The sequence below is a fragment of the Paraburkholderia sp. RAU6.4a genome, from assembly GCF_050435625.1.
In the GTDB taxonomy this organism is placed as follows: Bacteria; Pseudomonadota; Gammaproteobacteria; order Burkholderiales; family Burkholderiaceae; genus Paraburkholderia; species Paraburkholderia tuberum.
In genome coordinates, this window is record NZ_JBNDKQ010000003.1 from 1,618,136 (window position 1) to 1,638,285 (window position 20,150).

At 63.8% G+C, this 20,150-nt stretch carries 15 protein-coding genes, 2 tRNA genes, 1 rRNA gene and 1 pseudogene; 12 read left to right on the top strand and 7 right to left on the bottom strand.

The features are described from left to right. The first annotated feature begins 87 nt into the window (after window positions 1–87). The 6 genes from xylA (at window position 88) to OKW40_RS32115 (ending at window position 8,498) form a co-directional block, all read left to right on the top strand. Complete coding sequence (gene xylA / locus OKW40_RS32090; protein WP_429493280.1) at window positions 88–1,410, top strand: xylose isomerase; 1,323 nt, start codon at window positions 88–90, stop codon at window positions 1,408–1,410. A gap of 132 nt (window positions 1,411–1,542) precedes the next feature. Beyond that, window positions 1,543–2,571, top strand: a complete 1,029-nt coding sequence (gene xylF / locus OKW40_RS32095) for a D-xylose ABC transporter substrate-binding protein (RefSeq protein ID WP_184036310.1) — start codon at window positions 1,543–1,545, stop codon at window positions 2,569–2,571. A gap of 93 nt (window positions 2,572–2,664) precedes the next feature. After that, entirely contained in the window at window positions 2,665–4,224 is a 1,560-nt protein-coding gene (xylG, locus tag OKW40_RS32100) for a D-xylose ABC transporter ATP-binding protein (RefSeq protein ID WP_429352623.1), read from the top strand. Next, entirely contained in the window at window positions 4,221–5,420 is a 1,200-nt protein-coding gene (locus tag OKW40_RS32105) for a sugar ABC transporter permease (protein WP_429352622.1), read from the top strand. Before xylG ends, OKW40_RS32105 begins: the two co-directional genes overlap by 4 nt. A 290-nt stretch (window positions 5,421–5,710) precedes the next feature. Beyond that, entirely contained in the window at window positions 5,711–7,981 is a 2,271-nt protein-coding gene (locus tag OKW40_RS32110; protein ID WP_429493281.1) for a molybdopterin cofactor-binding domain-containing protein, read from the top strand. A 55-nt stretch (window positions 7,982–8,036) separates the two neighbouring features. Beyond that, window positions 8,037–8,498, top strand: coding sequence for a (2Fe-2S)-binding protein (locus tag OKW40_RS32115; RefSeq protein WP_429352620.1), 462 nt, complete (start codon window positions 8,037–8,039; stop codon window positions 8,496–8,498). A 214-nt stretch (window positions 8,499–8,712) separates the two neighbouring features. Here OKW40_RS32115 and OKW40_RS32120 read toward each other — a convergent pair whose 3' ends face one another. From OKW40_RS32120 to OKW40_RS32145, 6 genes and pseudogenes are all read right to left on the bottom strand, one after another. Then, a complete protein-coding gene (locus OKW40_RS32120) occupies window positions 8,713–10,290 on the bottom strand; it encodes an efflux transporter outer membrane subunit (RefSeq protein WP_429493282.1) in 1,578 nt (525 codons plus the stop codon). Continuing rightward, a complete protein-coding gene (locus tag OKW40_RS32125) occupies window positions 10,287–11,294 on the bottom strand; it encodes an efflux RND transporter periplasmic adaptor subunit (protein ID WP_187612142.1) in 1,008 nt (335 codons plus the stop codon). The genes OKW40_RS32120 and OKW40_RS32125 overlap by 4 nt, the downstream gene beginning before the upstream one ends. Continuing rightward, on the bottom strand, window positions 11,291–11,500 hold the full coding sequence (locus OKW40_RS32130; RefSeq protein WP_090808477.1) for a DUF1656 domain-containing protein: 210 nt from the start codon (window positions 11,498–11,500) through the stop codon (window positions 11,291–11,293). The genes OKW40_RS32125 and OKW40_RS32130 overlap by 4 nt, the downstream gene beginning before the upstream one ends. Before the next feature lie 69 nt (window positions 11,501–11,569). Further along, window positions 11,570–13,672 carry an FUSC family protein gene (locus OKW40_RS32135; protein WP_429493283.1) on the bottom strand — a complete coding sequence of 701 codons (2,103 nt, stop codon included), beginning with the start codon at window positions 13,670–13,672 and terminating at the stop codon, window positions 11,570–11,572. A gap of 6 nt (window positions 13,673–13,678) precedes the next feature. After that, window positions 13,679–14,383 carry a MarR family winged helix-turn-helix transcriptional regulator gene (locus tag OKW40_RS32140; RefSeq protein ID WP_429352617.1) on the bottom strand — a complete coding sequence of 235 codons (705 nt, stop codon included), beginning with the start codon at window positions 14,381–14,383 and terminating at the stop codon, window positions 13,679–13,681. Window positions 14,384–14,548: 165 nt separating this feature from the next. Further along, window positions 14,549–14,968: pseudogene (locus OKW40_RS32145) on the bottom strand (ATPase domain-containing protein); the annotation flags it as partial. 197 nt (window positions 14,969–15,165) lie between these two features. Here OKW40_RS32145 and OKW40_RS32150 point away from each other — a divergent pair. Beyond that, complete coding sequence (locus tag OKW40_RS32150) at window positions 15,166–15,606, top strand: hypothetical protein (protein ID WP_429493284.1); 441 nt, start codon at window positions 15,166–15,168, stop codon at window positions 15,604–15,606. Between the two features lie 13 nt (window positions 15,607–15,619). Here the strand turns inward: OKW40_RS32150 and OKW40_RS32155 are convergent, their stop codons facing one another. Then, window positions 15,620–16,240, bottom strand: coding sequence for a histidine phosphatase family protein (locus OKW40_RS32155; protein WP_429493285.1), 621 nt, complete (start codon window positions 16,238–16,240; stop codon window positions 15,620–15,622). A gap of 266 nt (window positions 16,241–16,506) precedes the next feature. On the opposite strand from OKW40_RS32155, the gene OKW40_RS32160 reads away from it, so the two are divergent. The 5 genes from OKW40_RS32160 (at window position 16,507) to OKW40_RS32180 (ending at window position 19,893) form a co-directional block, all read left to right on the top strand. Beyond that, window positions 16,507–16,728 (top strand): CbtB domain-containing protein, encoded by a 222-nt coding sequence (locus tag OKW40_RS32160; protein ID WP_184011521.1) that lies wholly within the window; start codon window positions 16,507–16,509, stop codon window positions 16,726–16,728. An 11-nt stretch (window positions 16,729–16,739) separates the two neighbouring features. After that, window positions 16,740–17,480, top strand: coding sequence for a CbtA family protein (locus tag OKW40_RS32165; protein WP_184054773.1), 741 nt, complete (start codon window positions 16,740–16,742; stop codon window positions 17,478–17,480). 600 nt (window positions 17,481–18,080) lie between these two features. After that, a 16S ribosomal RNA gene (locus OKW40_RS32170) occupies window positions 18,081–19,613 on the top strand. A gap of 74 nt (window positions 19,614–19,687) precedes the next feature. Beyond that, window positions 19,688–19,764 (top strand) — tRNA-Ile (locus OKW40_RS32175). 53 nt (window positions 19,765–19,817) lie between these two features. Then, window positions 19,818–19,893, top strand: a tRNA-Ala gene (locus OKW40_RS32180). Window positions 19,894–20,150: the final 257 nt, after the last annotated feature.

Here is a 20,150-nt window from a genome sequence, read left to right on the forward strand (position 1 = left end):
CATCGTGCAAGCGGCAGCATGGCGTCACTTTGTCGGCCTGCGCGGCTTCTCGCGTGGGTTGCAATGCAGCATACATTGGAGACGCCGATGTCCTACTTCGAACACATTCCAGAGATCCGTTACGAAGGCCCGCAATCGGACAACCCGCTCGCGTACCGTCACTACGACAAAACGAGGAAGGTACTCGGCAAGACGCTCGAGGAACATCTGCGTATCGCCGTCTGCTACTGGCATACCTTCGTATGGCCCGGCGTCGATATCTTCGGTCAGGGCGCGTTCCGGAGACCGTGGCAGCAACCCGGCGACGCAATGGAGCGGGCGCAGCAAAAGGCCGACGCCGCGTTCGAATTCTTCTCGAAGCTCGGCACGCCGTACTACACGTTCCACGATACCGACGTCGCGCCCGAAGGCGCGAGCGTGAAGGAATACAGCGAGAACTTCCTGCGCGTGTCCGACTACCTCGCGCGCAAGCAGCAGGATACCGGTGTCAAATTGCTGTGGGGCACCGCGAATCTGTTTTCGCATCCGCGTTACGCGGCCGGCGCCGCGACCAATCCGAATCCGGAGGTTTTCGCCTTTGCGGCGACCCAGGTGCGTCATGCGCTCGACGCGACGCTGCGCCTCGGCGGTGAAAACTACGTGTTGTGGGGTGGCCGCGAAGGCTACGACACGCTGCTGAACACCGACCTCGTGCGCGAGCGCGAGCAGTTCGCGCGCTTCCTGCACATGGTCGTCGAACACAAGCACCGGATCGGTTTCAAGGGCGCGCTGCTGATCGAGCCGAAGCCGCAGGAGCCGACCAAGCATCAATACGACTACGACGTCGCGACCGTGCACGGCTTCCTGCTGCAGCACGGCCTCGACAAGGAGATTCGCGTCAACATCGAGGCGAATCACGCGACGCTCGCGGGGCATTCGTTCCATCACGAGATTGCGACCGCATTTGCGCTCGGCATCTTCGGTAGCGTCGATGCGAATCGCGGCGATCCGCAAAATGGCTGGGACACCGACCAATTTCCCAACAGCGTCGAGGAACTCACGCTGGCCTTATACGAAATCCTGCGCCACGGCGGTTTCACGAGCGGCGGCATGAACTTCGATGCGAAAGTGCGGCGCCAGAGTGTCGATGCGGAAGACCTGTTTTATGGCCACGTCGGCGCGATCGACAACCTCGCGCTCGGCCTCGAACGCGCCGCGGTGCTGGTCGAAAACGAGCGCCTCGAGCAGTTCAAGCGGCAACGCTACGCGGGCTGGGATGGCGAGTTCGGCCGCAAGATCCTGTCCGGCGACTACTCGCTGTCGACGCTTGCGGCGGACACGCTGGCGCGCGATCTGAATCCGCGGCATGTGAGCGGGCAACAGGAACACATGGAAAACATCGTAAATCAGGCGATTTATAGCGGACGTTGAATAAAGATCGCGCGGCCACGTCGACCGCGCGCACCAGCAAGCTGTGGGTTGTCGCTTGTCCGAGTCTGCGGCTCGCAGCGCAGACCGATATGTCCGGTATTCCGGCTATCACTACACAAAAAGGAGACATCAATGAAATTCGCAATGCGTCGTAACGTCCTGAGTTCGCTGTTGTGCGGCGCGGTACTCGCCAGCCTGTCGCTCGCCGCGCCGCTCGCGCACGCCAGCAAGGCTCATCCGGAAATCGGCTTCTGTATCGACGATCTGCGCGTCGAGCGCTGGTCGCGCGATCGCGACTATTTCGTCGCCGCGGCGGAAAAGCTCGGCGCGAAGGTGTCGGTGCAATCGGCCGATGCGAGCGAAGAGCGTCAGATCTCGCAGATCGAAAACCTGATCTCGCGCGGCGTCGACGTGATTGTGATCGTGCCGTTCAACTCGAAGACGCTCGGCAACGTCGTGGCCGAAGCACGCAAAGCGGGTATCAAGGTCGTGTCGTATGACCGCCTGATTCTCGACGCCGATATCGACGCCTATATCTCGTTCGACAACGAGAAGGTCGGCGAGATGCAGGCGCAGGGCGTCTATGACGTGCGTCCGAAGGGCAACTACTTCCTGCTCGGCGGCGCGCCGACCGACAACAACGCGAAGATGCTGCGCAAGGGCCAGTTGAAGGTGCTGCAACCGGCGATCGACAAGGGTGACATCAAGGTGGTCGGCCAGCAGTGGGTGCCGGAGTGGAGCGCATCGACCGCGCTGCGCATCATGGAAGACGCGCTGACCGCGAACAACAACAAGATCGACGCAGTCGTCGCGTCGAATGACGGCACCGCTGGCGGCGCGATCCAGGCGCTCGCCGCGCAGGGCCTCGCCGGCAAGGTACCGATCTCGGGTCAGGATGCCGACCTCGCAGCCGTGAAGCGCGTGGCGGCCGGCACGCAGACGATGACGGTCTACAAGCCGCTGAAGCTGATCGCGAGCGAAGCGGCGAAGCTGTCGGTCGCGCTTGCCAAGGGTGACAAGCCGGCGTTCAACGCGCAATACGACAACGGCAAGAAGAAGGTCGATACGGTGCTGCTGCAGCCGACCAAGCTGACCAAGGCGAACCTCGACACCGTCGTGAAGGACGGCTTCTACACGCAAGAGCAACTCGCGAGCAAATAACACAGAGACGGGCTATGTGAACGCCACGCTCCCGGGTCATCGCGCCCGGGAGCGTGATCGAACATCGGCCCAACTTGCAGCGAGGCATAGCGAATGACGCAACCTGTTCTGACGATGCGCGGCATCGTCAAAGCTTTTTCCGGCGTGAAGGCGCTCGACGGCATCGATCTGACCGTATCGCCGGGCGAATGCGTGGGCCTGTGCGGCGAAAACGGCGCGGGCAAATCGACGCTGATGAAGGTGCTGTCCGGCGTGTATCCGCACGGTACGTGGGATGGCGAAATAACCTGGGAAGGCCAGCCGCTGAAGGCCGCGAGCGTACGCGACACCGAACGCGCGGGCATCATCATCATTCACCAGGAACTGATGCTCGTGCCGGAGTTGTCGGTCGCGGAAAACATCTTTCTCGGCAACGAAATCACACTGCCCGGCGGCCGCATGAACTACGCGGCGATGTATCAGCGCGCCGACGAACTGTTGCGCGAACTCGGCATCAGCGGCATCAACGCCGCGCAGCCCGTGATGAACTACGGGGGCGGCCATCAGCAGCTGATCGAAATCGCGAAGGCGCTGAACAAGCGCGCAAAGCTGCTGATCCTCGACGAACCGTCGTCGTCGCTGACCGCCTCCGAAATCGCGATTCTGCTCGATATCGTGCGCGATCTGAAACGGCGCGGCATTGCCTGCGTGTACATTTCGCACAAGCTCGACGAAGTCGCGGCCGTCTGCGACACGATCAGCGTGATTCGCGACGGCCGCCATGTCGCGACCGAGCCGATGCACGCCCTGACGACCGAGCGGATCATCTCGCTGATGGTCGGCCGAGAGATCAAGAACCTGTTTCCGCGCGAGCCGCATCCGATCGGCGACGTGATCTTCGAAGCGCGCAACGTGACCTGTTTCGACGTGACGAATCCGCGCCGCAAGCGCGTGGACGACGTGTCGTTCTCGTTGCGGCGCGGCGAAATTCTCGGTGTCGCCGGGCTCGTCGGCGCGGGCCGCACCGAACTGATGCAGGCGGTTTTCGGCGCGTATGCAGGCATCAGCGAGGCGCACGTCATGCTCGACGGCAAGCCGCTGAAAATTCGTGCGCCGATCGACGCGATTCGCGCCGGCATCGCGATGGTGCCCGAGGATCGCAAACGCCACGGCATCGTGCCCGGCATGAGCGTCGGCCATAACATCACGCTTGCGGTGTTGCAGCGTTTCGCGTCGGGCGGGCGTATCGATTCCGCGGCCGAACTCGACACGATTCAGACGGAAATGAAGCGGCTTTCCGTGCGCGCCGCGAATCCGATGTTATCGATTGCAAGTCTGTCGGGCGGCAATCAGCAGAAGGCCGTGCTCACGCGCATGCTGCTGACCAACCCGACCGTGCTGATTCTCGACGAACCGACACGCGGCGTCGACGTCGGCGCCAAATACGAGATCTACAAGCTGATCTTCCAGCTGGCGCAGCGCGGCATGTCGATCGTGATGGTGTCGTCCGAATTGCCGGAAGTGCTCGGCATCAGCGACCGAGTGCTCGTGATCGGCGAAGGCGAGTTGCGCGGCGACTTCATCAACGACGGTCTCACGCAGGAAGACATTCTCGGCGCCGCGATCCGCCCCGTGCATCTATCTTCGAACCCAACCGCAGCGAGTGCCGCATGACTCCCGAAGTAACTTCCCAACGCACCGACAACGCCGCGCCGCGAGGCGCATTCGGCGGCACGCAACGGATCCAGCAACTGTTCGCGCGCTACAAGATTCTCGCGCTGCTGATCGCCGTCGCCGTGATCTGGATTTTCTTTTCGGCGCTCACGCACGGCGCGTTCGTCACGCCGCGCAATCTGTCGAATCTGCTGCGGCAGATGTCGATTACCGGCATGCTCGCGTGCGGCATGGTGTTCGTGATCATCGCCGGTGAAATCGATCTGTCGGTCGGTTCGCTGCTCGGTTTGCTCGGCGGTGTTGCGGCGATTCTCGACGTGAACCGGCACTGGCCGATCGGCGTGACGATTCCGGTCGTGTTGCTGCTCGGCATCGCGGTCGGCGTGTTCAACGGCTGGTGGTCGACGTATCGGCGCGTGCCGTCGTTTATCGTCGGGCTCGGCGGCATGCTCGCGTATCGCGGCATTCTGCTCGGCATTACCGGAGGGTCGACGATCGCGCCGGTGTCGGACAGCTTCGTGTTCGTCGGCCAGGGCTACCTGCCGCGGCTCGCCGGCGACACGCTCGCCGTCGTGCTGTTCCTGCTGCTGGCATTCCTGACGATCCGCCAGCGCGCGAATCGGCAGCGTTATCAGTTGCGCGTCGTGCCGTTCTGGCAGGACGTCGCGAAGGTGATCGGCGCAGGGGCGATTCTCGCCGGCTTCATCGCGATGCTCGACAGTTACGGCGGCATTCCGGTGCCGGTGTTGCTGCTGCTCGCGCTGCTCGGCGTCTTCACATGGATCGCGACGCAGACCGTGTTCGGACGCCGCATCTACGCGGTCGGCTCGAACCTCGAAGCGACGCGGCTGTCGGGTGTCAACACCGACCGCGTGAAGCTCGCGATCTTCGCGCTGATGGGGCTGATGTGCGCGTTTGCCGGCATCGTCAACACGGCGCGGCTCGCGGCCGGTTCGCCGTCGGCGGGCTCGATGGGCGAACTCGACGCGATCGCCGCGTGCTTTATCGGCGGCACCTCGATGCGCGGCGGCTCCGGCACCGTGTATGGCGCGCTGATCGGCGCGCTCGTCATGGCGAGCCTCGACAACGGCATGTCCATGCTCGACGTCGACGCGTTCTGGCAGATGATCGTGAAGGGCGGCATCCTCGTGCTGGCCGTGTGGATCGACGTGGTGTCGGGTTCGAACCGCCGTTGATCCGGTCGCATGATCGCCTGATTGAATCAAGCGCAAGGTTCGCGGTGTGCCGGCGGTGACGTACGCCGGCACACCGCCGCCTCTGCGCGGACGCAGTTAATGAAACACCCCACGACTTTCCCCCGCCGCTTTCAGTCCCCGCCTTCCCACGCCGCACGGCCGCTCGAGGTCCACGCGCGCATTTAAGTCTCACGCTCGCCGATTCGTCTTATTACTATTCGCAGACAAAGACGGGTGCATCGGCGCTGTCGCCGCTTTCCTACCATCGAGCCAGCCGGGCGAGCCATGCCATGTTGACGCGCAGAACCTTTCTGCTTGGCGGCGCCAGTGCGTTGGGCGGGCTGCTGGTCGGCTGGGCCGTGGTGCCGCCGCGCCAGCGCCTGATGACGTCGACGCCGCTGCCGACGCAAGGCACTCAGGTTGGGCTAAACGGCTGGGTCAAGATCGACGCCGACAACCGCGTGACGATCATGGTGCCGAAGGCCGAAATGGGACAGGGCATCCATACGGGGCTTGCGATGCTGCTCGCCGAGGAGCTCGACGCCGACTGGCCGCAGGTGAAAGTCGAAGAGGCGCCGATCGACCGGATCTACAACGCGGTGCAGAGCATCGTCGACGATCTGCCGTTTCGCCCCGACGACGACAGCTACATCCGCCGCGGCACCGTGTGGATCACGAGCAAGGCAGTGCGTGAGATCGGCACGATGATGACGGGCGGCTCCTCGAGCATGAACGATCTCTGGACGCCGATGCGCGAGGCCGGCGCGTCGGCGCGTGTGATGCTGATCGAGGCGGCGGCCGAGCGCTGGGACGTGCCGGTCCGCGAATGCCGCGCGGAAAAGGGCTACGTGCTGCACCCGTGGGGGCACAAGGCGACGTTCGGCGAATTATCGTCTTTGGCCGCGCGCCAGCCGCTGCCGCGCAGCGTCGTCCTGAAGCAGCCGGCCGACTTCAGGCTGATCGGCCAGCCCGTGCGGCGCATCGAAGCCGCGTCGAAAATCGACGGTGCGGCGCGCTTCGGCATCGACGTGTTGCCCGACGGTTTGATCTATGCAAGCGTCGTGATGTGTCCGACGCTCGGCGGCACGGTCGCGCATTTCGACGCGACGCCCGCGCAAAAGATACGGGGCTTCATCAAGGCGTTCGCCGTGCCGCCGTACGCGGGCGGCACCGGCGGCGTGGCCGTGATCGCGGACAACGCGTTTCGCGCGATGAGCGCGGTCGAGGCGATCAACGTGGCCTGGCATGACGGCGCGGCCGCGAAGGTGTCGAGCGCGGCGGTGGACTGCCGCCTCGTCGAGGCGCTCGACCATACGGACGGCCACGTGTATTACCACGTCGGCAACGTCGACAACGCGATGAGTCGCGCGGCGCGCACGATCGAAGCGGTCTATCACGCACCGTATCTCGCGCATGGCGCGGTCGAGCCGCTGAACTGCACGGTGCAGGTCGCGGACGGCGCAGCGACCGTCTGGGTGTCGACGCAGATGCCGCGGCTCGCGCGGCATCATGCGGCGAAAGTGCTCGGCCTCGACGTCGATCTCGTCGATGTACAGACGCAGTTGTTGGGCGGCGCGTTCGGCCGGCGCCTCGAACTCGATTTCGTCGCACAGGCCGCGGCGATCGCGCGCGAGGCCGAGGGCCGTCCGGTGCAAACCATCTGGTCGCGCGCGCAGGACTTCACGCACGACTTCTACCGGCCCGCATGCGCGGCATGGCTTCAGGCCGGCTTCGACGAGCACGGCACGCTGGTCGCCTGGCACGCGAAGTCGGCGGGTCAGGCGATCGTGCCGGATGCGCTCGCGCGTTACTACGGCGTGCCGCACATCCCGATCGACAAGACCACCTGCGAAGGCGCGTTCGATCAGCCCTACGAGTGGCCGGCCGCGCGCGTGTCGCACGAGATAGTCGAATTGCCGGTGCCGATCGGCTTCTGGCGCTCGGTCGGCCACTCGCATCAGGCCTTCTTCACCGAGAGCTTCACCGACGAAGCCGCCGCCGCGGCAGGCCAGGACCCGATCGCGTTTCGCGCGATGCTGCTCGTGCAGCATCCGCGTCATCTGGCGGTCCTGAAGCGTGTCGAGAAGTTGTCCGACTGGGGGCGTCCGCTAAAACCCGCCGCCGATGGCGCGCGTTGCGCTCATGGCGTCGCGTTGCACGAGGCGTTCGGCAGCGTGGTCGCGCAGGTCGCGGAGGTGTCGATCGGCGCGAACCGGCAGATTCGCGTGCATCGGGTGGTGTGCGTGATCGATTGCGGCTTGCCGGTGAATCCGAACCTGATCCGTCAGCAGATGGAAGGCGGCATCGTGTTCGGGTTGTCGAGCGCGTTGCAGAACGAGATCACGATCGTCAACGGCCAGGTGCAGCAGAAGAACTTCGTGGACTTTCCGGTCGTGCGGATGAACGGGTGCCCTGCGATCGAAGTCGACATCATGCCGAGCCAGCTGCACCCGCAAGGTGTCGGCGAGCCGGGCGTGCCGCCGATCGCGCCGGCGGTGGGCAATGCGGTGTTCGCATTGACGGGGCAGCGTTTGCGGACGCTGCCGTTGCGCCTTGCATGACGGACGGTGGATGAGCAAAAGCTTGCGGTGTAGCGCGGCGACTCAGGAGGCAAGCATGGCGGTACTGAATATCAACGGACGCAAGGTGAAGGTCGATGCCGATCCGGACATGCCGCTGCTATGGGTGCTGCGCTGCGATCTCGGCATGACCGGCACCAAGTTCGGCTGCGGCGTGGGCATCTGCGGCGCGTGCACGATCAATCTCGACGATGCCGCGTGCTTCGCGTGCCAGACGTTGATGTCGAGCCTGCATACGCAGAAGATCACGACGATCGAGGGTTTGCAGGGACGCGAGGCGCAGGCGCTGAAGGCCGCGTGGATCGAACTCGATGTGGTGCAGTGCGGTTATTGCCAGAGCGCGCAATTGATGGCGGCTTGCGCGTTGCTGAAGCACAAGTCCGATCCGACCGATGCCGACATCGACGAGGCGATGACGCCGGTGGTGTGCCGTTGCGGCACGTACCCGCGGGTGCGGGCGGCGATACATCAGGCGGCGGCGAAAGTGCGGAACAGCTAGCCACTCTTTCGGTCCACCGCCCGCCCAACTCAATTCGCCAACATTTCGACCACCGCGACCACCGCGGTGAAGATACCAATGCATCCGCCCAACGTGACTGCACCCTGCATGAATGGCGACATACGAGACCTCGTAGCGTGAAGTGGTGTCACGTATTTAACCGAAAGTGAAAGCAAAAAGAAAGATTGTCAAAAATAAATCGTAAGACGGCCGATCAAGGCGCTTTCGCAGTTGCGGCCGCCGACGCTCCCGACTTCGCGGACGGCTTGGCCGCGACAGGTGTTGCCTTCAGCTGCGGCCGCGTTTCACCCGGCGTGCTTTGCCCGCCAACTTCCCACCCGCCGCCCAGCGACAGGAACAGATTGACCTGATCGATCGCCACCTGGCCCTCCGCCGCCGCGAGCTGCGATTTCGCGGCCGTCAGCGTGCGCGTCGCGTCGAGATCGGAGATGAACGACTCGCGCCCGGCGCGATACAGCCGATGCGTTTCATCCGCCGATTGCGCCGCCGACTTCAGCGCTGCGCGCAGCGATTCGGCGCGCGCGTAATCGGACGCGTAGGTCGCGAGGTTGGTCTCGGTTTCGCGCAGCGCGGTCAGCACCACGCCGTCGAACTTCGCGAGCGCGACCTGGCTCGACGCCTCGGCTTCGTGGACCCGTTGGCGCGCGCCATTGGCCGGGAAGGTCCAGCTGATCAGCGGACCGAAGGCCCAACGCGCCGTCGGCGAGGTGGGAATGTCTTCCAGAATGCCGGTGAAGCCCGCCGACGCGCCAATGCTGATGCTCGGATAAAGCGCCCCGGTCGCGACGCCGATGCGCGCCGTCGACGCCGCGAGCTGACGCTCGGCTTCGTGCACGTCCGGGCGTCGCCGCAGCAGCCCGGCGCCGTCGCCGATCGGAATCGGCTGGTGGATTTGCGGCAGCCGGTCGCAGGCGAGCACGGCCGGCGGCAATTGCGACGGCGCCTGGGCGAGCAGCATCGCGAGCCGGTATTGTGCGATCTTGCGGCGCGCGGTGTAGCGCGGAATGTCGGCCGTCAGAGTCTCGACCTGAGTCTGGCCGCTCGTGACCGCGGTCTGGTTTCCGCGTCCCGCGTCGCGCAGACGGCGCGACACGTCCACGCGCTCCTTCTGTAGCGCGAGCGATTGCTGCGCGATGCGCAGCTCCTCGGCCGCCGAGCATTGTTCGACGTACGAGCGCACCACGTCCGCGACGACAGTGATGCGCGCGAGGTCGCCCGCGGCTTCCACGGCCTCGGTGTCCGCGGCCGCCGCTTCGACGCCGCGGCGCAGCTTGCCGAACAGGTCGATTTCGTACGAGACGTTGATGCCCATGTCACCCAGGTTGGCGACCGGCAGTTTCTCGAAGAGCAGGTATTGCTCGGCCGATTCCTGCGCGCGCTGGATCGCCACCGACGCGTTGCCCGAAAAACCGCCCTGCGCTTGCGCTATGCCCAGCGCCTCGCGAGCGCGCGCGAGATTCGCGGTCGCGACGCGCAGGTCGGTATTCGATTTCAACGCCTGGTCGACCAGACCGTTCAGCACCGGATCGTCGTACAGCTTCCACCAGACGGTCGGCAGATTGAGGGTTGACGTCAGCATGGGATCGGCGCCCTCGATCGCTCCGTTCGCGAGCGGGGCATTGACGAGCGCCTGTTTCGGCAGCGTGTAGTTCGGCCCGACGTTGATGCAGCCGTTCAGCGCGACGGTGAGCGGCAATAACGGCAATAACGGCAGCAGCGGCAGCAGCGGCAAGCGCGGCGCCAGCGAGGACAAGGTACGCACGAACTTCATTGCGACGCGCCCGACGGTGCGGTGCCCGACCCAGCGGACCCGGACGCCACCGACGAACCCGGCGCCACCGGCGCAGCCGAAGCGGCGACCGTGCCAGATGCGCCACCCGTGCCCGACACGGCTCGTCTCCTGAGCGGCGACAGGTCACGCACCGACACTGTCGCGGTACGCCCCGCGATCAGGCGGAAATCAGCGGGCACTTCATCGAGCGCGACCCGCACCGGAATGCGCTGCGCGAGCCGCACCCAGCTGAACGCCGGGTTCACGTTCGGCAGCAGATTGGCGCTTTGCGTGCGGTCGCGGTCTTCGATACCGGCGACGATGCTCTGCACGTGCCCGCGCAGCGGCTTCGGCTCGCCCATCACGATGATGTCGACCGGCTGGCCGATGTCGATGCCGCGCAGCTTGGTTTCCTCGAAGTAGCCGTCGACGCGGAACGAATGCATGTCGACCACCGCGACCACCGCGCGGCCGGCCGCGACGAATTCGCCGGCGCGCGGCGCGCGGTCGTTCAGATAGCCGTCTACCGGGCTTTTGATCGTCGAGCGCTCGAGGTTCAGCTTCGCGGTGTCGATCGCGACGTTCGCGTCGGCGAGCGCGGCTTCGCCCGCCTCGACGCGCGAGCGGCTTTCTTCGAGTACTTCGGCGGCGACGAGGTTGCCGAGCTGACGATTGCGCGCGTATTCGCGGCGGGCCTGATCGAGCGTCGCGCGGCGCTGCTGCGCCGTTGCCTCGGCCTGACGCAATGCGAGCGTGTAGCGCGCCTGATCGATCCTGAACAGCACCTGGCCCTGCTTGACCTGCTGGTTGTCCATGACCTCGACCGACGAAATCAGTCCCGACACGTCGGGCGCGACCTGGATCACGTCGGCGCGTACGCGCCCGTCGCGGGTCCACGGCGCGAACATGTAGTAGTTGACGAGTTTCCACAGCACCAATGCTGCGACCACTACGACGATCAGGGTCAGCAGGATCTGACCGACGGAGAACCAGGTTTTTTTCACGTTATTAGTCTGTGCGAAACGACGACGACAAGGCCCAGCACCAGCACATAGACGCCGAGATCGAAGATGGAGCGATGCCAGACGAAGCGGTAAAAGCCGGTGTAATCGAGCGCGGTGCGAATGCCGAGGTTGATCAGATACGCGATCAACATCAGCACCAGCACGGACGGTACGAACACGCCGAAGATATCGATTTCACCGATCATCGCGGGAACTGGAAAAAGGGAGGGCGGGGTGCGCAAGCGGGCGCAAGCAGGGGCGCAAGAATGGGTGCATCACGCGGCGGCCTCCGGTTCGGTCGGCGTTGGTTTCGTGAGGGTCGCCGGAAACAGCGAAAGACGCAAGCCGACCAGCGCGTGCAGCGCATCGCGCAACTGACGCGCCGAGGTCTGCGAGGTCTCGGTCGGCGCCGCGGCATTGGCGAGCCCCTGCGCGGTGACGCGCGCGACGGCCACGTCGATCAACGACATCAGGCTGTCCGGCACCGGCTCGCGGTGGCGTCGATCGATGCAGCTCTCGTAGTATGTACGCACTCCATCGAGAACATGGTCGATCGCGCCGGCCGCTTCGCCGCCGAGCTTGCGTGTGAGGCGGCGCAGGTCCAGCGCATTGAACCCGATGCGCAGATCGCGGAAGCTCTCGATCGACGGATGGCGGAAGTCGTCGGTGGCCGCGAGGCGCGGGATCAATTGCATCAGCCGGTCGAGCATGCGCGCGGCGAGATTGCGCGGGTCTTCGATTGGCCGCGTCGACGCGCTCAGCGCGACGTCGGCCCAGCTCGAGCGCAACAGGCGCGCCGCGGCCAGCTCGGCGCCGAATGGGCGCGTTGCACGGGTCCACAGGTATGCATAGAGCAGGCCGGAGAGGCCCGCGAGGTTGGCGTTCAGGAACGTCAGGAAGTTCGCGTCGTACGCGTCCTGAATGCTGATGAAGGTGGCCGTGTTCACCGCGACTAGCACCGTCACCATGTTGAACTGCGGGCGCGGAATCAGCGTGCCGACCAGAATGAACGGCGCGGCGAACAGGATCACCAGCATCGGGAAGTCGTGCACCTGCGGCAGCACGACGAACAGATAGAGGCCCGCGGCCACCACGGCGACGCCAGTCGCGAGGAAGAAGCGGAACACGAACGGCGCGGGCTCGTCGAGCGCGGCGAAGAAGCAGCAGGCGACCGCCGCGAGCGTGACCGCGCTCGCGCCGTCGTTCCAGCCCGAGCCGATCCACAGCGCGCACGCGAGCACCACAGCCGCGGCCGCCGACACGGTCGCGAACAGCATCATGCCGCGATCGTAGAAGCGCTCGGTGCCGCCGAGTCGCCAGTGACGGAAATGCGGCCGCCACGAACCTTCCTCGCGCGTGATGATGATGCGCAGCGAGCGGCAGTCTTGCCACACGTCGATCACTTGCGCGAGGCGCCATAGTGCATTCGACAGCAGCGCGCCGTCCCAATGCGTGAGCGCGGCGGCGGGCGGGTGCATCGCGGCGATGCGCGCGCGCAGCGCGTTGGCGGTCTCGTCCGCGTGATAACCCTCGCTCGGCGCGGGCAGCGGTTGGTTGAACCACTTGATGACGTCGTCGATCAGCGTCTGAAGTCCTTCGGGCCAGTGTTGCGGGCCGTTGTTGTAGAGCGCGAGCAGCGGATCGGCGAGCGACGACATGATCGGCAGCAGCAGTTGCATGCGGCCACGTAGTTCATGCGCGCGCGCGAGGACGTCGGGCCGCGTGTGATCGTAGGCGAGCTGGCTCAGCAGCAGTTCGAGACCGTTGATCGTGCTCGCGAGGCGTTGCCGAGCACCGGAAATCGCCGAGCTTGCGATACGGCCCGACAGCGTTTCGGTCGCGTAGAACGCGGCGTCGCGAAACCATGCGTCGGTGCGCTCGATGATCGTCGGCGCGAGCCGGCTCGGAAACACCGCGCTGCCGACGATGCTCGCGCACACGATGCCGAGAATGATCTCCTCGGTCCGGCTCACGGCGAGATCGAAGACGCCGGTCGGATTCGTCACCGACGGCAGCGCGATGATCGGCATCGTGTAGGCCGCCAGCATGAACACGTAGCTGCGCGCGGTGCGGTCGGACACCGCGAGGTAGAGCATCGTGCCGGTCCACGCCGCGACGATCACGCTGAACAGGTACGGCGATTCGACGAACGGCGGCACCAGCAGCACCGCGCCCGACGCGCCGAGCGCAGTGCCCAGCGCACGATAGATCGCCTTCGAGCGGGTCGCGCCGACGAACGGGTTCGACACGATGTAGACGGTCGCCATCGCCCAGTACGGCCGCGGCAGTTCGAACGCGAGGCCGATGTAAAGCGCGAGCATGGCCGCGGCGAACGTTTTGACGGAAAACAGCCAGTCGCGGAGAGTGGGATAGACCATAAACCGTTACGCGGAATCGGCGTTGTGCGGCACGGTGGCTCGCGCGCGGCTCTTGGTGGACTTGCGCGCCTTGGCGGTGCCGCGCGATTTGCCGGCCGTTTTGGCAGCGCTTTTGCCGCTCGTCCGTTTGACCTTGCTGGCAAGCGCCTCGCCTTTGGCGGGCTCGCGCTTCGCCGACGAGGTGCGCTTCGTCGCCTCGTGCCTGACCGATTCCGGGCGCACCGGCTGAGCGCGTTCGTGACGCGTGTCGCGCTCGACGCTTCCCGGTTCGGCGCGTCCGGCGGCATCGGCCGTGAATGCGCCGAGCACGCGCAGGGCGGCTTCGAGATCGTCGCGCGATACGCCTTTGAGCGCCTGCGCGCGCAACGTGACCAGCTCCTCTTCCATCTTCGCGGTGACGGCGCGGCCTTCGTCGGTCAGTACGACGGTCTTCGCGCGGCGGTCTTCGGGATCTTCGTCGCGGCGCATCAGGCCGGCCGCGCACAACTGGTCGAGCAGCCGCACGAGGGACGGCCCCTCGATGCCGATGTGATCGGCGAGCGTGACCTGACGCACCGCCGAGCCGAGCCGGCTCGCGGTCAGCAGCGGCGTCGCGCACGCTTCGGATACGTTGAAGGCCGCGAGCACACCATGACTCGTGCGCCGCCACTTTCTGGCGGCGACGACCAGCGTGCTGCTGACGGTGCGGCGCAGGGCATCGAGATTCGACATGGCCGGTATTGTATTTCCAAAATATTCGTTAGCAAACTATTGAATTGGAAATCGTGGCCGAACCGGAGGAGTCTGCGGCGCGAATGCGACAGCGGCATTAAATCGGTGGCCAGGAGCTGGGCTTACAGAATCGTTGGGTGTGCGGTGCGCCGCGATTCAATGGGCGGACAGGCTGTCCAGGACGACGCGCGCCGGCTTCAGTTCGTCGACGTGCTCGATCACGTTGCGCACGCTTTCGCCGAGTTCGACTTCGGCCGGGTGCAGCACGGTCTGTTCGTATTGCGGTTCGAGCCCAACTTCGGGCAGTTGCTCCAGTATCGTGAAACGGCTCAGATCCCAGCCATGGCTCGCGCCGATCGCGAGCAGTTCAGCACGGGTTTCGGACAGCGCGATATAAAGGCCGGTCTGCCCTTCGTGCAGGCCCTTGAGTAAGAATTGCAACGCGAGGGTGGTCTTACCCGTGCCTGGCACGCCCTCCACGAGGTACATGCGATTCGGCGTAAGACCACCGCCGAGAATGTCGTCGATGCCTTCGATGCCCGACGATATGCGGGCGGGGGTAGGGGCGGCGGTAGTGGTCGACATGATGGTTGAAATGACGTCGGCAGTGGCTTTGATCGAAACGGGCGCGATGTCGCGGCCGGTATGGCGCTACGCAATTTGTGTGCCGTTGTGCATTGCCTGCGTGCTCGGGCCTCACGCGCATGGGCATGAAGCGTGCTGTTAAAGGTGGCTCGCTGCGAGTTTTTCTTCAGCAGCACTTTGGAAGCTTCACGCACACCATGAAAAGCTATCGACTTTCCGCTATCGCGCTTACCGCGGCATCGCTCGTTGCGCTGATGCCGGTCAGTGCATCCGCCGACGATAGCCCCAGACCTTGCGGTGCGCTCAAACGGATCGTGGCCGCGGCGCCGGACGGCTTCGCCTCGCTGACACCCGACGACGGCAAAGGCGTAGCGCAACCTTATGGCGATGACGCGCAATGTTCGGCCGCGCATCGAAGTTTCCAGTGCACGTGGACGCCGCATCAGGCGGCGGGCTCGAACGCGGATGCATTGGAAGCGGTCGCGGCCGACGTCGCGTCGTGCCTGCCCGATGCAACGCACGATCAGAATTCGCCGGGACGTCAGCACTTTTATCTCGGCGCGAAGGATCGACGCACCGAAATCACCCTGACGCCCGAGGGGTCCAACCGGTTGCGGCTCGTGGTGTCGGGCAGGTAAGCGGCGGTGCCGTTCAGGCGCTGGCGGCCGGCCACCACGACCAGCCGCGTCGCGAGTGGCGTAATTCGACGACCGACAGCGGCGCGATCTCGATGCGACAGAACACGGTTGGCGATGCGCCGAGGGCGTGCACGATTGCCGCTCGCAGCAGAGTCGCGTGGGTGATTGCGATGATGGTTCGACCTTGCGCAGAGGCCGCGAAGCTTGCTTCGTTGACGGCATTGCATGAACGCACGTCTGCCTGCTGCGCGTCGAGCCACTCTCCAACCCGCTGCACGAGTTGACCGAACGATTCGCCGCCGGGCGGCGCGGCGTCGGGCTCGCGTGTCCAGACGGCGAGTTCGCGGGGCGTTGCGTCGGCAATGTCCGCGAGGCGCTGGCCGCGCCATTCGCCATAGTCGATATCCGCCAATGCGTCGGCAGGCGTGGCGCTCAGACCGAGCGCGGCGGCCGTTTCGCGCGCGCTGGCGGCGGGGCTGGTGAACACCGCGCCGTCGGCGGGAAGCGCGAGACGCGGTCGCGCCGCTTCGGCTTCGACGCGACCGCGCGCGTCGAGCGGATCATCGGCAGGGAAGCGGCCCGCGCGCTGCGCGGCCGTTGCCGCGTGGCTCACCAGTAATAGTCGCGTATCCATTCTTTGCCTCGGCGCCTCATTCGTACTTGCCTGCGTGGTTTCATCGGCTCGCGGCGCGCGTTGCGAGGTAGCCCTCGCCGTCACGGAAGCCGCAGTTTAGCGGGTAGAATACCGACACTGCGAAGCACGGAAGCCGGTGAGAGCCCGGCGCGGTCGCGCCACTGTAATCGGCATTGCAATCCACAAGAGCCGAAAGCCAGACCCGAGCTTCGCACCATTCCTCTGCAATCGACTTTCGGGGCGCGTCACCCCAGGAGATGTCCATCATGACCGAAGCTGTTCTCGATCGCGCCGCGCAACCGGCGGCCCAGCCCACTCCCATTCCTTTGCGCGAACTGCTGCCATGGGTCGTGTTCGGCGGCTTGCTGCTGTTGCTCGCGCTTTACTTCGTTGGTGCGGAACAGGGCGCGACGTCGCTCGTGCCCGGCATGTACGTGCATGAGTTCGTGCACGACGGCCGCCATCTGCTTGGCTTTCCCTGCCACTAACGGAGTTCGACATGGTAGGTAAATTGTTGGTGCGCGGGATGCTCGCGGGCATCGTCGCGGGCTTGCTCACGTTCGCGTTCGCGCGAATCGTCGGCGAACCACAGGTCGATCAGGCCATTTCATTCGAAGAAAAAGCGGCCGCCGCGCGCGGCGAGGCGCCCGAGCCCGAAATCGTGAGCCGTCAGACGCAGGCTGGCCTCGGCCTGCTGACTGGCGTGGTCACGTATGGCGCGGCATTTGGCGGCCTGTTCTCGCTGGTGTTTGCGTATGCGTATGGACGCGCGGGTACGTTGAGCGTGCGCGCGCTGTCCGCGTGGCTCGCGCTTGGCGCGTTCATCACACTCGTGATCGTGCCGAATATCAAGTATCCGGCCAATCCGCCGTCGGTCGGTGATCCGGAGACGATCGGCACGCGCACGGGCCTGTTCTTTCTGATGATCGCGATTTCGCTCGCGACGATGGTGTTTTCGCTGAAGGTGCGGCGTCGCGCGGCGGCGAAGCTGGGTGCGTGGAACGGTTCGATCGTCGCGGGGCTCTTGTTCGTCGTGGTCATCGCGGCCGTGCAACTGTCGATGCCGGTCATCAATGAAGTGCCGGCCGCGTTCCCGGCTGTGCTGCTGTGGAAGTTCCGCGTCGCGGCGATCGGCATGCAGGTGGTCATGTGGACGACGATCGGGCTGCTGTTTGGCGCGATGGTCGAGCGCAGCGCTTTTATGCGTACGAATGCGCGGGTGACGATGAAGTCCGCCTGATTGTGACGGTGACACGCGGCCGCGCAAGCGGCCATTCTCGCGCGCAACGCGCGAGAATGGTTTTGGATCAAGCACTTGGCGCGGTTGTGGAGTGGTTATCCACAGCCTTGCGAACATTTTCTGTGGAAAAGCTGCTTAACGGCTTTTCGCAACTCCACTCATCTCTCCCTTTCGCCGCGGCGCTCCGGAGAATTCAATTGGAAGCCTAACTAATTCAGGTTGCACGCGGCGCTGCTCAATTTTTAAGCTCTTCAACTTTTTAAAATAAATTGTGAGAAGGGTATTGACGTGTTGTCGACCGCTCTCCATAATCTCGTTTCTCTGCTGCAGACGCAGCGACGCAAACGAAGCAGTGCCGGGTAGTGGTGGTTCAGGCGCGGCGGGTTTGGCGGACCGATCTTTAAAAACTAACAGTCGATAAGTGTGGGCGCTTGATGCGGAATGCGGCGGCGGATTCTCCGGAATCTGCTGTCAGGCAGAAGTATCAGAAGCCTCACACAGTATTGGAGGAAGGTTTGTCTGTCGAAAGACGGATCAATCATCGTCAGTACGTTGAGTGAGCGACCGGGTTCGAGAGAGCCCGAACACAGTAACAGGTTTGAACTGAAGAGTTTGATCCTGGCTCAGATTGAACGCTGGCGGCATGCCTTACACATGCAAGTCGAACGGCAGCACGGACTTCGGTCTGGTGGCGAGTGGCGAACGGGTGAGTAATACATCGGAACGTGTCCTGGAGTGGGGGATAGCCCGGCGAAAGCCGGATTAATACCGCATACGCTCGGGAGAGGAAAGCGGGGGATCTTTCGGGACCTCGCGCTCAAGGGGCGGCCGATGGCAGATTAGGTAGTTGGTGGGGTAAAGGCCTACCAAGCCGACGATCTGTAGCTGGTCTGAGAGGACGACCAGCCACACTGGGACTGAGACACGGCCCAGACTCCTACGGGAGGCAGCAGTGGGGAATTTTGGACAATGGGCGCAAGCCTGATCCAGCAATGCCGCGTGTGTGAAGAAGGCCTTCGGGTTGTAAAGCACTTTTGTCCGGAAAGAAAACCTCGTGGCTAATATCCGTGAGGGATGACGGTACCGGAAGAATAAGCACCGGCTAACTACGTGCCAGCAGCCGCGGTAATACGTAGGGTGCGAGCGTTAATCGGAATTACTGGGCGTAAAGCGTGCGCAGGCGGTGCTGTAAGACCGATGTGAAATCCCCGGGCTTAACCTGGGAACTGCATTGGTGACTGCAGCGCTGGAGTATGGCAGAGGGGGGTGGAATTCCACGTGTAGCAGTGAAATGCGTAGAGATGTGGAGGAACACCGATGGCGAAGGCAGCCCCCTGGGCCAATACTGACGCTCATGCACGAAAGCGTGGGGAGCAAACAGGATTAGATACCCTGGTAGTCCACGCCCTAAACGATGTCAACTGGTTGTCGGGCCTTCATTGGCTTGGTAACGTAGCTAACGCGTGAAGTTGACCGCCTGGGGAGTACGGTCGCAAGATTAAAACTCAAAGGAATTGACGGGGACCCGCACAAGCGGTGGATGATGTGGATTAATTCGATGCAACGCGAAAAACCTTACCTACCCTTGACATGTATGGAATCCTGCCGAGAGGCGGGAGTGCCCGAAAGGGAGCCATAACACAGGTGCTGCATGGCTGTCGTCAGCTCGTGTCGTGAGATGTTGGGTTAAGTCCCGCAACGAGCGCAACCCTTGTCCCTAGTTGCTACGCAAGAGCACTCCAGGGAGACTGCCGGTGACAAACCGGAGGAAGGTGGGGATGACGTCAAGTCCTCATGGCCCTTATGGGTAGGGCTTCACACGTCATACAATGGTCGGAACAGAGGGTTGCCAAGCCGCGAGGTGGAGCCAATCCCAGAAAACCGATCGTAGTCCGGATCGCACTCTGCAACTCGGGTGCGTGAAGCTGGAATCGCTAGTAATCGCGGATCAGCATGCCGCGGTGAATACGTTCCCGGGTCTTGTACACACCGCCCGTCACACCATGGGAGTGGGTTTTACCAGAAGTGGCTAGTCTAACCGCAAGGAGGACGGTCACCACGGTAGGATTCATGACTGGGGTGAAGTCGTAACAAGGTAGCCGTATCGGAAGGTGCGGCTGGATCACCTCCTTTCCAGAGCTGTGCATTCATTGCACTCAAGTGCTCACGCTTATCGGCTGTGGTTAGAAGCAACGCAGGCAGGCTCAGGGTCTGTAGCTCAGCCGGTTAGAGCACCGTCTTGATAAGGCGGGGGTCGATGGTTCGAATCCATCCAGACCCACCAGTGTCTTGTCTGGTGAGCTGAAGGGCTGGGGCCGCTGGACTATCTGTGGGACTGGGGGATTAGCTCAGCTGGGAGAGCACCTGCTTTGCAAGCAGGGGGTCGTCGGTTCGATCCCGTCATCCTCCACCAATCCTCAATGCGCAGGGTTCTGCATGAAGGCAGAGCGTTGCGCATTGGCGATTGAGCCAGTCAGAGCGGTATGAGGCACAGGCTTCATACCGGCTGCCGTTCTTTAACAATCAGGAAGAAGTAGTAAAGAGATTCACGAAAGCATACCTGGAGATGGGTGTGTGAGTAGGTGAATCAGGGTTGTGATTGTATCGATGTATTTTAAAGGTGATCGAGAGATCGCTTTGGAATACGGCGCAACACGAATACTCAACCTG